General features: G+C 64.5%; 14 protein-coding genes. 10 read left to right on the forward strand and 4 right to left on the reverse strand.

From position 1 onward, the window contains the following. Nucleotides 1-127 precede the first annotated feature (127 nt). Nucleotides 128-1,018: a LysR substrate-binding domain-containing protein gene (locus CEY11_RS22445; protein ID WP_088605708.1), complete on the reverse strand. Its 891-nt coding sequence runs from the start codon at nt 1,016-1,018 to the stop codon at nt 128-130. 178 nt (nt 1,019-1,196) lie between these two features. Between CEY11_RS22445 and CEY11_RS22450 the strand changes: the two genes are divergently transcribed. The 8 genes from CEY11_RS22450 to ptsP all read left to right on the forward strand — a co-directional run bounded on the left by CEY11_RS22450 (nt 1,197) and on the right by ptsP (nt 9,258). Then, on the forward strand, nt 1,197-1,961 hold the full coding sequence (locus CEY11_RS22450; RefSeq protein WP_088605660.1) for a maleate cis-trans isomerase family protein: 765 nt from the start codon (nt 1,197-1,199) through the stop codon (nt 1,959-1,961). A 67-nt stretch (nt 1,962-2,028) separates the two neighbouring features. Further along, the gene (locus tag CEY11_RS22455; RefSeq protein WP_198958968.1) at nt 2,029-2,790 is read left to right on the forward strand and encodes a glycosyltransferase family 25 protein; all 762 of its coding nucleotides are present in this window, start codon (nt 2,029-2,031) and stop codon (nt 2,788-2,790) included. 383 nt (nt 2,791-3,173) lie between these two features. Further along, a complete protein-coding gene (gene thrS / locus CEY11_RS22460; protein ID WP_088605661.1) occupies nt 3,174-5,120 on the forward strand; it encodes a threonine--tRNA ligase in 1,947 nt (648 codons plus the stop codon). A gap of 28 nt (nt 5,121-5,148) precedes the next feature. Further along, entirely contained in the window at nt 5,149-5,694 is a 546-nt protein-coding gene (gene infC / locus CEY11_RS22465) for a translation initiation factor IF-3 (RefSeq protein WP_088605662.1), read from the forward strand. 48 nt (nt 5,695-5,742) lie between these two features. Continuing rightward, a complete protein-coding gene (gene gshB, locus CEY11_RS22470) occupies nt 5,743-6,702 on the forward strand; it encodes a glutathione synthase (RefSeq protein WP_088605663.1) in 960 nt (319 codons plus the stop codon). Between the two features lie 4 nt (nt 6,703-6,706). Beyond that, a complete protein-coding gene (locus tag CEY11_RS22475; protein WP_088605664.1) occupies nt 6,707-7,135 on the forward strand; it encodes a PTS sugar transporter subunit IIA in 429 nt (142 codons plus the stop codon). Nucleotides 7,136-7,174: 39 nt separating this feature from the next. After that, entirely contained in the window at nt 7,175-7,444 is a 270-nt protein-coding gene (locus CEY11_RS22480; RefSeq protein ID WP_088605665.1) for an HPr family phosphocarrier protein, read from the forward strand. Between the two features lie 122 nt (nt 7,445-7,566). Further along, nucleotides 7,567-9,258: a phosphoenolpyruvate--protein phosphotransferase gene (gene ptsP / locus CEY11_RS22485; protein ID WP_088605710.1), complete on the forward strand. Its 1,692-nt coding sequence runs from the start codon at nt 7,567-7,569 to the stop codon at nt 9,256-9,258. Nucleotides 9,259-9,424: 166 nt separating this feature from the next. On the opposite strand, the gene CEY11_RS22490 is transcribed toward ptsP, so the two are convergent. Both CEY11_RS22490 and CEY11_RS22495 read right to left on the reverse strand, forming a co-directional pair. Then, nucleotides 9,425-10,654, reverse strand: coding sequence for an ammonium transporter (locus tag CEY11_RS22490; protein WP_088605666.1), 1,230 nt, complete (start codon nt 10,652-10,654; stop codon nt 9,425-9,427). A gap of 41 nt (nt 10,655-10,695) precedes the next feature. After that, entirely contained in the window at nt 10,696-11,034 is a 339-nt protein-coding gene (locus CEY11_RS22495) for a P-II family nitrogen regulator (protein ID WP_088605667.1), read from the reverse strand. Nucleotides 11,035-11,585: 551 nt separating this feature from the next. On the opposite strand from CEY11_RS22495, the gene CEY11_RS22500 reads away from it, so the two are divergent. Both CEY11_RS22500 and CEY11_RS22505 read left to right on the forward strand, forming a co-directional pair. Next, a complete protein-coding gene (locus CEY11_RS22500) occupies nt 11,586-12,011 on the forward strand; it encodes a hypothetical protein (protein WP_088605668.1) in 426 nt (141 codons plus the stop codon). Between the two features lie 231 nt (nt 12,012-12,242). After that, nucleotides 12,243-12,512, forward strand: a complete 270-nt coding sequence (locus CEY11_RS22505) for an accessory factor UbiK family protein (RefSeq protein WP_088605711.1) — start codon at nt 12,243-12,245, stop codon at nt 12,510-12,512. A 60-nt stretch (nt 12,513-12,572) separates the two neighbouring features. Here CEY11_RS22505 and CEY11_RS22510 read toward each other — a convergent pair whose 3' ends face one another. Further along, complete coding sequence (locus CEY11_RS22510; protein WP_088605669.1) at nt 12,573-13,559, reverse strand: tripartite tricarboxylate transporter substrate binding protein; 987 nt, start codon at nt 13,557-13,559, stop codon at nt 12,573-12,575. Between the last annotated feature and the right edge of the window lie 10 nt (nt 13,560-13,569).

Below are 13,569 nucleotides of genomic sequence, written 5' to 3' on the forward strand. Positions count from 1 at the left end.
CGTTGGCAGTTGAGACGTCGGGAGTTGAGCCGTCGGCAGTTGAAGCTGTCGAAAGTTGAAATCGTCAGCGGTTTCAACTTTCGACATTTTCAATTTTCGACAGTTTCAACTGCTGGCGGCGAAAGCCTTATTCGGTGTGCGCCTGCGGTGCCAGGAACTCCAGAATGGCTTCCAGCGCCGTATTGCGGCTGTCGCGCCGCGTCACGGCGTAGACGTCGGCCTGCAGATCCGCCGCGTCCAGGGCTTGGAAGACCAGGCCGTCGGGGCGATAAGCGCTGGTCGAGGCCGGCACCAGCGCAATGCCCAGGCCGGCCTGCACCAGGCTTAGCTGGGTGGGAACCTCGACCACGGTGTGTGTGACACGCGGGGTGTAGCCTTGTGCGGCACAGGCCCGATACACGCGCGCCGCAAACGACGACGACTCGCGCTCCAGCATGATGAAGGGTTCTGTTGCCAGCGATGCCAGCGGCAGGGTGTGCGCTGGGGGCAGCGCCAGGGGATGCGCCGCCGGCAGCGCGGCCACGACCGGGTCGGGCCACAGCAGGCGGCTGCGCAGTATTTCATCGTCCACCTGCTGGCGCGAAATACTCAGGTCGATGCGGCCTTCGCGCAAGGCCTCGATCTGGCGGCTGGGCGACAGCTCCCGGATGGCGACGACGATTTCAGGACGGGCCTGCGCCAGCAGCCCCAGGCGCTGCGGCAGGGGCCCCAGGAAGTGCGAGCCGGACACGCCGAGTTCGACCCGGCCGGCCAGTCCTTCGTGTATCTGGCGCACGTGGCGCTGCGCTTCGTCCAGGCGCTGCAGCAGTAGCCGCGTGTCCTGCAGGAAGGCCACGCCGGCGTCGGTCAGGCTGACCCTGCGGCTATTGCGATGTAAGAGCTGCACGCCCAGCTCCTGCTCCAGTTGCGCAATCTGCGCGCTGAGCGGCGGCTGCGAGATGTGCAGGCGGTCGGCCGCACGGGTGAAATTCAGTTCTTCGGCGAGGGCCGCGAAGTAGCGTAGCTGGCGTAATTCCACACGAATGTCCAAGGACTGTGGCCCGGCTTGGCCGTGGACGGCCGCGCCGGGCTCGGGGCCGTCCAAGTATAGGGCAAAGCTCGATCTCGATATGAATTCGGTATTGGTGCCCAGCGCATCGATACGCCATCATTGTCCATCGGCCCCAGACATCAAACCGTACCCCGAGAGGCTCTCTATGTTGGAAAACTCCGTCCGCACCTATCGCATCGGCCAGATCGTGCCCAGTTCGAACACGACCATGGAGACCGAGATCCCGCTCATGCTCGACAGCCGCCGCGAGCTGTTTCCCGAGCGCTTCACCTACCATTCCAGCCGCATGCGCATGAAGAAGGTGACGGCCGAAGAGCTGCGCCAGATGGACACCGAATCAGACCGCTGCGCGCTGGAACTCTCGGACGCGCGCGTGGACGTGCTGGGCTATGCCTGCCTGGTGGCCATCATGAGCCAGGGGCCGGGCTACCACCGCCAGTCGGAACAGCGCCTGCACGCAGCCACGGCATCCAACGGCGCATCCGCGCCGGTGGTTTCCAGCGCCGGGGCGCTGGTGCAGGGGCTGCATGCGCTGGGTGCGAAAAAGGTTTCGGTGCTGACGCCCTACATGAAGCCCTTGACCGGGCTGGTGGTGGACTACATACAAAGCGAGGGCATCGAAGTGCACGACAGCCTGTCGCTGGAGATCCCCGACAACCTGGAAGTAGGGCGTCAGAACCCGCTGGCGCCAGCCGAGCATGTCAAGCGCCTGGACACGCGCGGCGTGGACGCGGTGGTGTTGTCGGCCTGCGTGCAAATGCCCTCGCTGCAGTCGGTGCAGCAGGTCGAAGACCGGCTCGGCCTGCCGGTGGTCACCGCGGCCGTTGCCACGGTCTACCGCATGCTCAAGGAACTGGGCCTGGAGGCCCGGGCGCCGCAGGCAGGCAGCCTGCTGTCGGGGCGCTACTAGGGCCGCCCTGCGGTAATCAGGCACTGGGCTATACTGCTGTCCGTTTCCACTGACGGCCCTTATTTTCTTGGATTACGCGCAAATTCCCGTAGCGACGGCGGCCTGGGGCCTGGACGGCATCCTGGTGGTCAACGTCAAGGCCTTTACCGACAGGCGCGCCCATATCGAGGGCGAGCTGGCGCGTTTCGGCCTGCGCGGCGAGCTGGTGCTGGAGTATGACGCCGAGGAAATCGGCCCGGAACTCGACAGTCTTTATTACCTGCCCGAGGCCGGCAGCCGGCTGAGCAAGGGGCACAAGTCTTGCGGGCTCAAGCATGTGGCCATCATGCAGCGCATCGTGGCGCGCGGCTGGCGGCATTGCCTGGTGCTGGAAGACGACGCCGTGCTGTTGCCGGGTTTTCGCCGGGGCGTAGAGGCGGCGCTGCGCGAGCTGCAGCGCGACTACGCCCATGTGCCCACGGTCAGCTTCATCGGCTGCGGCGGCAATTGGTATACGCCGCGCAGTCAGCGCCGGCCGGGGCAGTCGCTGTACCCGGCGACCAAGGGGCGTTTTACGGATTCGTACATCATCGGCGCCGAGGCGGCGCAGCTGCGGTTGGACTGGATCGCCCGCAACAAGATGCGCGCGGCCATAGACAATGAGTTCGACCGCATGGACACGGAGCTGGGCATACGCATGCTGTGGCTCGAGCCCACTGTCGTAGAGCAGGGCACCAAGCTGGGCAAGTTCGGCTCGGCGCTCGACGGCCGCTGGCCGGCGCCCGTCCAGGGCGTTCTGCACCGCATCGAGCGCTTCCGGCGCAAGTACCTGTACCAGCTCTGGCGCTGAGCAGGCCGGCCCATGGCGCGCTCCGGCTGGATCTGGGAGGATCACCGTGCCTTGATCGCTCTGCGCGGGCTACCGTTTACTGCGTTTTATGCAACAGCTGGCGCCGAAAAGCCGGCTCCAGCGCGGATTTGGCCGGTTCCAAGGCCGGAATGCTTCCGGAGGGTGTTACACTCTTTGGTAATTCCCTGTTTCCAATTTTCCGTACCTGAACGACATGACATCGACCGCGTTGCGAACTACTTGCTGGAATCCCTGAGATCGCCGCGTTTTCGTCTGTCCTTCGTACCTTAGACATCCACATGACGCGGCCGGTGCCGCGTTTTTGCTGTCGGCCGCCGCAACGGGCGGTTCGGGGGTTTTTTTCGTTTCATCAGGATTAATTTATGGTTCACATTACCCTGCCCGATGGCTCGCAGCGCGAGTTCCCCGGCCCCGTCTCCGTCAGCGAGGTTGCCCAGTCCATAGGCACCGGGCTGGGACGCGCGGCGCTGGCGGGCAGGGTGACGATGCCGGACGCGCAGCCGCGGCTGGTGGACACCAGTTTCGTCATCGACCAGGACGCCGGCCTGGCGATCGTTACGGCCAAAGACAAAGAAGGCCTGGATCTGATCCGCCATTCCACGGCGCACCTGCTGGCCTACGCGGTCAAGTCGCTGTTTCCCGACGCCCAGGTCACGATCGGCCCGGTCATCGAAAACGGCTTCTATTACGATTTTTCCTACAAGCGCCCGTTCACGCCCGAAGATCTGCAGGCCATTGAAAAGAAGATGGCCGAACTCGCCAAGAAAGACGAGACGGTCACGCGCGAGGAATGGCTGCGCGACGACGCAGTCAAGTTCTTCAAGGGCATAGGCGAGGACTACAAGGCCGAGATCATTGCCTCGATCCCGTCCAACGAGCCCATCAGCCTGTATCGGGAAGGCGACTTCATCGATTTGTGCCGCGGCCCGCACGTGCCGTCCACGGGCCGGCTCAAGGTGTTCAAGCTCATGAAGGTGGCCGGCGCCTATTGGCGCGGCGACAGCAAGAACGAGATGCTGCAGCGCATCTACGGCACCGCCTGGGCCACCAAGGAAGAGCAGGCCGCCTATCTGACCATGCTCGAAGAGGCCGAGAAGCGCGATCACCGCAAGCTGGGGCGCGAACTCGACCTGTTCCACTTCCAGGACGAGGCCCCGGGCCTGATTTTCTGGCACCCCAAGGGCTGGACGATCTGGCAGCAGGTCGAGCAGTACATGCGCAAGGTCTACCAGGACAACGGCTACCAGGAAGTGAAGGCGCCGCAGATCCTCGACCTGTCGCTGTGGAAGAAAACCGGCCATTGGGACAACTACGCCGAGAACATGTTCACGACGGAGTCCGAGAACCGCGTCTACGGCCTGAAGCCCATGAATTGCCCGGGCCACGTGCAGATCTTCAACGCCGGCCTGCATTCGTACCGCGAACTGCCGATACGCTACGGCGAATTCGGCCAATGCCACCGCAACGAGCCCTCGGGCTCGCTGCACGGCCTGATGCGGGTGCGCGGCTTTACCCAAGACGACGGTCACATCTTCTGCACCGAAGACCAGCTGCAGGACGAATGTGCCGCGTTCACGGCCCTGCTGCAGAAGGTCTATGCGGATTTCGGCTTCACCGACATTCTCTATAAGGTGGCCACGCGCCCCGACAAGCGTATCGGCGCCGACGAAGTCTGGGACAAGGCCGAGCGCGCCCTCATGGAAAGCCTGACGCGCACCCACTGCGACTTCGAGGTCTCGCCGGGCGAGGGCGCCTTCTACGGGCCGAAGATCGAATACACGCTGAAGGACGCGATCGGGCGCCAATGGCAGTGCGGCACCATCCAGGTAGACTTTTCCATGCCGGCGCGCCTGGGATCCGAATATGTGGACGCCGACGACCAGCGCCGCACCCCGGTGATGCTGCATCGTGCCATCCTGGGCTCGCTCGAGCGTTTCATCGGCATGTTGATCGAAAACCATGCCGGCGCCATGCCGCCCTGGCTGGCGCCCGAGCACGCGGTGGTCTGCTGTATTTCCGAACCTTCCGCACAGTATGCCGAAGAAGTTGCTGTAACCCTGAAAAAACAAGGGTTTAGAGCCAGTTCCGATTTGCGCGGTGAAAAAATCACCCGTAAAATTCGTGAACATAGTATGCAAAAAGTACCGTACATTCTCGTTGTAGGCGACAAAGAGCGCGAAACCGCCAAGGTGGCGGTGCGCGGCCGCGGCGGCGCCGACCTGGGGGTCATGTCCCTGGCCGATTTCGCCAGCCGCCTGCAGCAGGACATCGACAGCCGGCGCGACGCCGGCCAGGCCGCACAGGCCTGATCCTCAACAACTCTAAGGAGTCTTAGACATCGCTACCGACAAAGCTCATCGCATCAATGGGGAAATCCGCGTTCCTGAGGTGCGGCTCATTGGTGTAGACGGCGAGCAGCTGGGCATAACAAAAACCCCGGACGCGCTCCGTTTATCTGAACAGCACGACGTGGATCTCGTTGAAATCGCGCCCAACGCCGACCCTCCCGTCTGCCGCCTGATGGACTACGGCAAGTTCAAATACCAAGAACAAAAGCGCCAGCAAGAAGCGCGCGCCAAGCAGAAGATCATCCAGGTCAAGGAAGTCAAGTTCCGCCCCGGCACCGACGAGGGCGACTACCAGGTGAAGCTGCGCAACCTGCGCCGCTTCATCGAAGAGGGCGACAAGGCCAAGGTCACGCTGCGTTTCCGCGGCCGCGAAATGGCGCACCAGGAACTGGGCATGCGGGTACTGGAACGGGTGCGCGACGACCTGGCCGAGATCTGCCTGGTGGAAGCGATGCCCAAGCTCGAGGGCCGGCAGATGGTGATGGTGCTGGCGCCGCGCAAGAAGGCGCCCAGCAAGCAGGATTCCGCCGCCTAAGTTGTCTTCCATACCGGCCGCCTTGCGGCGGCCACGCACAGGTGCCCCATGCATGTGTTGTTCGTGATCGACCCCTTGCCTTTGCTGAAGGCTTACAAGGATTCCTCCGTTGCCATGATGCGGGCGCTGCAGGCTCGCGGCCACGAGCTCAGCGTAGCCCTGATGCGCGACCTGTACATCGACGAGGGCGTGGTCAAGGTGCGCGGCACCCGTATTTCCTTGCCCGAAGACGCCGACCTGCACGGCCATGCGTGGTGGCGCGAACACGGCGAGGCGGCCGATGCGGTCTTGTCCGCGTTCGACGCCGTGGTCATGCGCAAAGACCCGCCGTTCGACATGGAGTACGTGTACGCCACGCACTTGTTCGACTATGCGCGGGCGCAGGGCGCGCGCATATTCAATTCAGGCGCCGCGATACGCAACCATCCCGAGAAGCTCGCCATTACTGAATTCGCGGGCTTTACCTCGCCCACGCTGGTTACTTCCGACATGGCGCGGCTGCGCGCCTTTCATGCGCAGCACCAGGACGTCATCGTCAAACCCCTGGACGGAATGGGCGGCACGGGTATCTTTCGCCTGCGCCAGCCCGAGGCCAACCTGGGTTCCATCCTAGAGACGCTCACGGCCAATGGCACGCGCACCATCATGGCGCAGCGCTATATTCCCGAGATCGTCGAGGGTGACAAGCGCATTCTCATCATCGGCGGCGAGCCGGTGCCCTATGCGTTGGCGCGCATCCCGTTGGCCGGCGAGACCCGCGGCAACCTGGCCGCCGGCGGGCGCGGCGTGGCGCGCCCTTTGACGGCGCGCGACCGCGAGATCGCCGCGGCCCTGGGGCCGAAGCTCGCCGAGCGCGGCCTGCTGCTGATCGGCCTGGATGTCATCGGCGATTACCTGACGGAAGTCAACGTTACCAGCCCGACCTGTTTCGTGGAGATCACCGAGCAGACCGACTTCGACGTGGCGGCCCGCTTTGCCCAGGCGCTGGAGCGCGCCGCGGAGGGCTGAGCCGATGGCTAGTATCGTGCTGGTGATGCATGCGCCCCTGGCCACCGCGTTTGCGGAATGCGCCCGCCACGTGCTGGGCAGCCCGCCCGCGCTGCAGGTGTTCGATGTGCACCCCGACGATAATCCCGACGAACTCGTGCCGCGCCTGGCAGGCATGCTGGCGCGGGCGCGCAGTGCGGGGGAAGAAACCTTGATTCTTTGTGATATATACGGGGCAACGCCCTTCAATATCGCCAAGCGCGCCCTGGCTCATGAGGCCCAGCAGGGCGGCCAGAGCCGGTTGCTGACCGGCACGAACCTGTGCATGGTATTGAAAGCCTTGACCGAAAAGCAGAAAATGCCCGAGCAGCTCAGCCAGCTGGCGCGCCAGGGGGCTTTGAAGGGCATCGTCGACACCGGCCCCGCCGATACTGTCGATGATGCCTGTACCTGAAACCCTCGCCGTCACGCCTTTTTCCGACTCTTGAACCTTATGCCGACCATAGACATAGTAATAAGCAACAAACTGGGCCTGCATGCACGAGCTGCGGCGAAGCTGACGCAGCTGGCCAGCAGATTCAAGGCCGATATTTTCATCGCGCGCGGCGCCCAGCGCGTCAACGCCAAGAGCATCATGGGCGTTATGATGCTGGCGGCGGGCCAGGGGGTTACCGTCAAGGTCGACGCCGAGGGCGCCGAGGCCGACCAGGCATTGCAGGACATCCGTTTGTTGTTCGACAATAAATTCGGCGAACACGAATAGGCTACGCATAAAACATCGCAGGCGCCGTCGGGCGCTGCCACAAACAGACTTCACCCATGATTCCAGCGACTTCGGCATCCAGCATCGATCACGGTTCCATGGTCTGCATGCAGGGCCAGGGCGTGGTCAAGGGCTTTGCCATCGGCCGTGCGGTGGTCATGGGCGCCGCCACGCTGGAAGTGGCGCACTACCGCATCCAGCCGGAAGACGTGCAGGCCGAGTGCCAGCGCCTGCAGACTGCCGTGGCGGCGGCCGCCGAAGAACTGCACAATATGGCCAGCGGCCTGCCGGCCGATGCGCCGCGCGAACTGGCGGCGCTGCTCACCGTGCATGGCATGCTGCTGGCCGACCCCATGCTGCAGCAGCAGACCTGCGACCTGATCGCCGAACGCCAGTACAACGCCGAATGGGCGCTGGCCACGCAAGGGCAGATCCTGGGCGAGCAGTTCGCCGCCATGGAAGACGAATACCTGCGTGAGCGCGGCGCCGACGTGCGCCAGGTCATCGAGCGGGTGCTGCGTATGCTGTCTGGCTCCACGGCGCTGCTGCCGCTGCTGGACGGCGACCATGCCGACGAATCCCTGATCGTGGTGGCGCGCGACATTTCCCCCGCCGACATGCTGCGCCTGCGCGGCGCGCGTTTCGGCGCATTCCTGACCGACCTGGGCGGGCCGACCTCGCACACTGCCATCGTGGCGCGCAGCATGAATGTGCCGGCGGTGGTCGGCCTGGGCCACGTGCGCTCGCTGGTGCGCGACGGCGACATGCTGATCGCCGATGGTTCCACCGGCGCGGTGCTCATCAACCCCTCGGCGAAGGTGCTGGACGAATACCATAGGCGCCAGCAGGCCTACGCCGATGAGCGCGCCGCCCTGACGGTGCTGCGCGATGCGCAGGCGATCACGCTGGACGGCATTTCCATCCGCCTCGAGGCCAATATAGAATTGCCCGAAGAGGCGGCCGTTGCCATGTCGGCCGGTGCCGACGGCATCGGCCTGTTCCGCAGCGAATTCCTGTTCATGGGCCGTCCCGACCTGCCTGGCGAAGAAGAGCAGTACCAGGCCTATGCCTCGGTGGTGCGCACCATGCAGGGCCGGCCGGTCACCATCCGCACGCTCGATCTGGGCGCCGACAAGACGCTGGACGGCGAGGTCACTGTGGCCACCAATCCGGCGCTGGGCCTGCGCGCCATACGCTATTGCCTGGCCAACCCTGAGCTGTTTTCCACGCAGCTCAGGGCTCTGCTGCGCGCTTCGCAGCACGGGCCGGTGCGCATCCTGATTCCCATGATCTCGCACATGCACGAGGTGCTGGCCACGCGCCAGGCGATCGCCGCGGCGCGCGCCGAGCTCGATGCCCGCGGCCAGACGTACAGCGACAAGATCGAGCTGGGTGCCATGGTCGAGATCCCGGCCATTGCCATTGCCATCGAGCCCTTCGTGGCCGATCTCGACTTCCTGTCCATCGGCACCAATGACCTGATCCAGTACACCCTGGCGATAGACCGCGGCGATAACGACGTGGCCGACCTGTACGACCCCTTGCATCCCGCGGTGCTGCGCCTGATCGCCAACACCATCAATGCCGGCGAGCGCGCCGGCAAGCCCGTGTCGGTATGCGGCGAAATGGCCGGCGACGCGCGTGTCACGCGCATGCTGCTGGGGCTCGGCCTGAAAGAATTCTCCATGCATCCGCAGCAGTTGCTGGATGTCAAGAAGGAAGTCCGGCTGGCCCATACCAATGCCTTGCGCGTCAAGGTGGCTTCGGCGCTGAACCGGGCCGAACCCATAGACCTGGCCGCGTTGGCTGCCTGATACCCACAAACTCCACGTTTGCAGGCGCTGCCCGGCGCGTGTTGCCGGTGCGCGTCGCCGTGCCGTCGCGCGCAGGCACGGGCTTGCCGGAATACGACAAGGCCGGCCCCCTGCGGAGCCGGCCCGGGAAACACCGGCCCGCATGGGGCCGGCGGTGCCGATGCCGCTAGCGATGGTAGGCCGACTCGCCGTGGGCCTGGATATCCAGCCCTTCGCGCTCCACGTCCGGCGCCACGCGCAGGCCGCCGCAAAGCTTGCCGGCGACGTAGTAGCCGATCAGCGCCACGATGCCCGACCAGACTATGGTGCACGCCACGCCTTCGAACTGCACCCAGAGCTGGTGCGGGACTTCGGCCATGGTCTTCAGCCCGGGGCCGCCCAGCGGCTGGGCATTGAACAGGCCGGTAAGCATGGCGCCGACGATGCCGCCCAGGCCATGGATGCCGAACACGTCCAGTGTGTCGTCGGCGCCCAGCATGCGCTTCAGGCCATTGACGCCCCAGACGCAGACCGCCCCCGTCAGCAGGCCGATGGCCAGCGCGCCGCCGGGGCCGACCAGGCCCGCGGCCGGCGTGATCCCTACCAGCCCGGCGACCATGCCCGAGATCCCTCCCAGCAGCGAGGGCTTGCCCTTGTACAGCCATTCGACTCCCGTCCACGCCAGCACGGCGGCCGCCGTGGCCAGCAGGGTGTTGAAGAAGGCCAGCGCCGCGGTCTGGTTGGCAGCCAGCGCCGAGCCCGCATTGAAGCCGAACCAGCCGACCCACAGCAGGCAGGCGCCCATCATGGCCATGGGCAGGTTGTGGGGCTGCATCGATTCCTTGCGGTAGCCGATGCGGTCACCCAGGAAGTAGGCGCCGACCAGGCCGGCGATACCGGCATTGATGTGCACCACGGTGCCGCCGGCGAAGTCTAGCGCGCCGCTCTTGAACAGCCAGCCGTCGGGCGCCCAGACCATGTGCGCGATCGGCACATAGGCCAGGGTCATCCAGATCACGGTGAACACCAGCACTGCCGAATAGCGTATGCGTTCGGCAAAGCCGCCGATCAGCAGCGCGCAAGTGATGCCCGCGAAGGTTGCCTGGAACGAGGCGAAGGTGAGTTCCGGAATGCTGCCGCTCGTGGAAAACTTCTGCGCGCCCAGATCCAGCATGCCGCTGAAGAACACGCGGGAAAAACCGCCGATCACCGAGCCGCCTTGCGTGAATGCCAGACTGTAGCCGTAAATGAACCACAGCACGAGGGCGATACAGAATACCGTCAGTACCTGCACCAGAATCGACAGCACGTTCTTGCTGCGCACCAGCCCGCCGTAGAACAGCGCCAGCCCGGGGGTCACCATGAGCAGTACGAGCAGCGTCGAAACGCTGACCCACACCATATCCGCTTTGTCCATGTGTTGCTCCTGTAGTCGAATGTCGAATCGCAGTCCAAGGGTCAGAGCGCCTGCTCGCCCGATTCACCGGTGCGGATGCGTATCGCTTGTTCTATCGGGGTGATGAAGACTTTGCCGTCGCCGATCTTGCCGGTGTGGGCGGCGGCGCACAGGTTTTCGATCGCGCGCTCGACCATGTCTTCGGCCACCGCCATTTCCAGGCGCAGCTTGGGCAGGAAGTCGACGGTGTACTCGGCGCCGCGGTAAAGCTCGGTGTGGCCCTTCTGGCGGCCGAAGCCCTTGACCTCGGTCACGGTCATGCCCTGTATGCCCAGCTCCGACAGGGCGGCGCGGACTTCGTCGAGCTTGAAGGGTTTGATGATGGCGGTGATCAGTTTCATCTTGGGTTCCCTGAAAAAAGATGAGGTCGATCACAAGCAGAGCAAAAGCCGTGCCTGATTTTTATGGCGAGTAAGAGAGCCTCAAGGCCGGGGGCGCCGGGGCCTGTGTGGCGCGGCGCTATGCCCGATTCCGGTGCGTGCGCCACGCCCCGGCGCACCAAGGTGGTTCAGGAAATGCGCCACTCGTTTCGTGCCTGGGGCGTGCGCACTGATGAAATCGCGTCTTTGCGCGCGTGCCGGCGTTGCATATATGCCCACAAAAAGCCATTTAAAAGGTAACAAGAACTTGGTGTCGCGGCGCTTTTGTTTCGTGGTGTGTTTGCGGCGATACGGCCGGAGATGCCGAAGAACGGGGCGTGGCGGGGCCTGTGCGCCGCATTGCGGCCCGCGGCCGATTTCTCTTGAAATCATGAATTACATCGAGGTATTGGGTGTGTAGCCGTGGCTGCATAGAATCGAATTAAGCCGCTTGTAAGACAAGACTGCTTCGGGCCGCGAGCCTGCATGGGCGCCGGCCTGACCGGAATTTTCAACAAGAGAGGAACTACGCGATGAAATCAAACCGTATGCATCTGGCCATCTTGGCCGCCGGAGCCTGCCTGAGCCTGTTGGCCGCATGCTCCAAGAGCGACGACAAGGGCGCGCCCGATACGACGGCGCCGCCCGCCGAAGCCCCGGCCGCTCCGGGCGCCCCGGCTCCTGCCGCACCCGGGGCACCGGCTCCCGCGCCGGCTCCGGGCGAGTCGCAACCGGTACCGCCGCCGTCCAACGGCGCGGCAGACGAAAGCGCCACTGACAAGGCCAAGGATCTCGGCAACAAGATTGCCGACAAGGCCGGCGAAATCAAGGACGGTGCGGTCGAGAAGGCCGGGCAGGTGGGCGATGCGATCAAGCGGGGCGCGGCTAGTGCCGACCGCAAGATCCAGGACTCCGTCGGCAATGGGCAGACCCCGCCGCCGTCCGGGCCGGGGAATTGAGGCTTGGCCAGGCTCGCAAGCCTGAGGAAGGCCTGAGCGGATAGGGTTGCGCAGGCGCCGGGGCGGTGTGCCGGTTTTTCCGCTGCGCAGCCCGGCTCGGGCCTATCTCCCCTGAGTTTTACCTAGGGCTCGCGAGCCTGTTGCGGCTCCCAGCAGGGCCGGGCTTGTCCCGGCCCTGATTTTTATTACACTGGCATTATTGCCGTTAGGCTTATGTATCGGGAGCCCACCATGACCATCCGCCCAGACTGGTTCGAAGATTTCCAGAAAAACATGTCCGATCTGATCGCCCGCAGCCCGGCGGCCGATATCGAGCGCAACGTGAAGGCCATGATGGCACAGACGTTCGCGCGTCTCGATCTCATCACCCGCGAGGAGTTCGACGTGCAGGCGGGCCTGCTGCAAAAGGCGCTGGCGCGTATCGACGCGCTGGAAGCCCGCGTCAAGGCGCTGGAGGGCGAGCCGGCCGGGCCGGGGCAGGAGCCTCGACAGAATCCCTGATTCCGGGCTCGAGGTGGCGGGTGTCTCCGGCTCGACAGGCCGCAGACGCGTGGCGGGCCGTTATTCCGCCTTGAGTTTCGCGGCCTTGATCAGCGCCTTGCCAGATATATATTCTTCCTGAATCATCCTGCCCATGGCGGCCGCGGAGCCTCCGACGGGAGCCGTGCCCAGGTTCTCGAGTCTCAGGCTCAGCTCCGGATCTTTCAACGCCTTGTTCATCTCTTCATTCAGGCGTTTGACCACGGCAGCAGGCGTGCCTTTGGGGGCCAGGATGCCCAGCCACGTCAGGTGGCTGTAGCCGTTCTTCAATACTTCGGCCGCAGTTGGCGTGTCCGGCAGGCTCGGCCAGCGTTTGGGAGACGTGACGGCCAGCGCGATGAGCCTTCCCGCCTGGATGTGCGGCATGGCCGCCGCCAGCGTGGACGACACCACGGGGATATGCCCGCCCATGGCATCTGCCAGCGATGGCCCGGATCCTTTGTATGGCACGTGCACCATACGGATCTTGCTTTCGTACTCGAACAGTTCGAAGGCGATGTGCGAAGGCAGCCCAATGCCGGGGCTGCCGAACGGAATGGTATTCGGCGATGCCTTGGCCTGGGCGATCAGGCTCTTCAGGTCGCGGAAGGGAGCATTCGTCGCCGCAACGAATACGGACGGGCCGCGCGTGAGTTCTATGACGGGCGTGAAGTCTTCCAGCTTGTACGGAGAGTGGGGGAAAAGCGAGACGTTTATAGTATGGTTGTTGCCGGTCAGCAGCAGCGTGTATCCGTCGGGCGCGGACTTGGCCACTATGTCGGTGGCGATGTTGCCGCCGCCGCCACCCCTGTTTTCGATAATGAACTGCTGGCCCAGGGCGCGGCTGAGCCGCTCGGCCATCAGGCGGGCTATCGCATCGGCACTGCCGCCGGGCGATGAAGGAACCACAATGCGTACCGGCTTGTCGGGGTAGGCTTCTTGCGCCCGCAGGCTGCCGGTTGCGGCCAGCGTGCCGAGGCCGATCGCCGCGGCAATCAAGCCGCGGCGAGTAATGGTCTTAAGGGTCATGCGCTTGTCT

The sequence above is a fragment of the Candidimonas nitroreducens genome (assembly GCF_002209565.1).
GTDB lineage: Bacteria > Pseudomonadota > Gammaproteobacteria > Burkholderiales > Burkholderiaceae_B > Candidimonas > Candidimonas nitroreducens.

Excerpts from the sequence above, each read along its gene's own strand:
- CEY11_RS22450 (WP_088605660.1), top strand. The coding sequence starts at position 1,197 with ATGTTGGAAAACTCCGTCCGCACCTATCGCATCGGCCAGATCGTGCCC.
- thrS (WP_088605661.1), top strand. The coding sequence starts at position 3,174 with ATGGTTCACATTACCCTGCCCGATGGCTCGCAGCGCGAGTTCCCCGGC.
- gshB (WP_088605663.1), top strand. The coding sequence starts at position 5,743 with ATGCATGTGTTGTTCGTGATCGACCCCTTGCCTTTGCTGAAGGCTTAC.
- CEY11_RS22475 (WP_088605664.1), top strand. The coding sequence starts at position 6,707 with ATGGCTAGTATCGTGCTGGTGATGCATGCGCCCCTGGCCACCGCGTTT.
- CEY11_RS22480 (WP_088605665.1), top strand. The coding sequence starts at position 7,175 with ATGCCGACCATAGACATAGTAATAAGCAACAAACTGGGCCTGCATGCA.
- CEY11_RS22490 (WP_088605666.1), bottom strand. The coding sequence starts at position 10,654 with ATGGACAAAGCGGATATGGTGTGGGTCAGCGTTTCGACGCTGCTCGTA.
- CEY11_RS22495 (WP_088605667.1), bottom strand. The coding sequence starts at position 11,034 with ATGAAACTGATCACCGCCATCATCAAACCCTTCAAGCTCGACGAAGTC.
- CEY11_RS22500 (WP_088605668.1), top strand. The coding sequence starts at position 11,586 with ATGAAATCAAACCGTATGCATCTGGCCATCTTGGCCGCCGGAGCCTGC.
- CEY11_RS22505 (WP_088605711.1), top strand. The coding sequence starts at position 12,243 with ATGACCATCCGCCCAGACTGGTTCGAAGATTTCCAGAAAAACATGTCC.
- CEY11_RS22510 (WP_088605669.1), bottom strand. The coding sequence starts at position 13,559 with ATGACCCTTAAGACCATTACTCGCCGCGGCTTGATTGCCGCGGCGATC.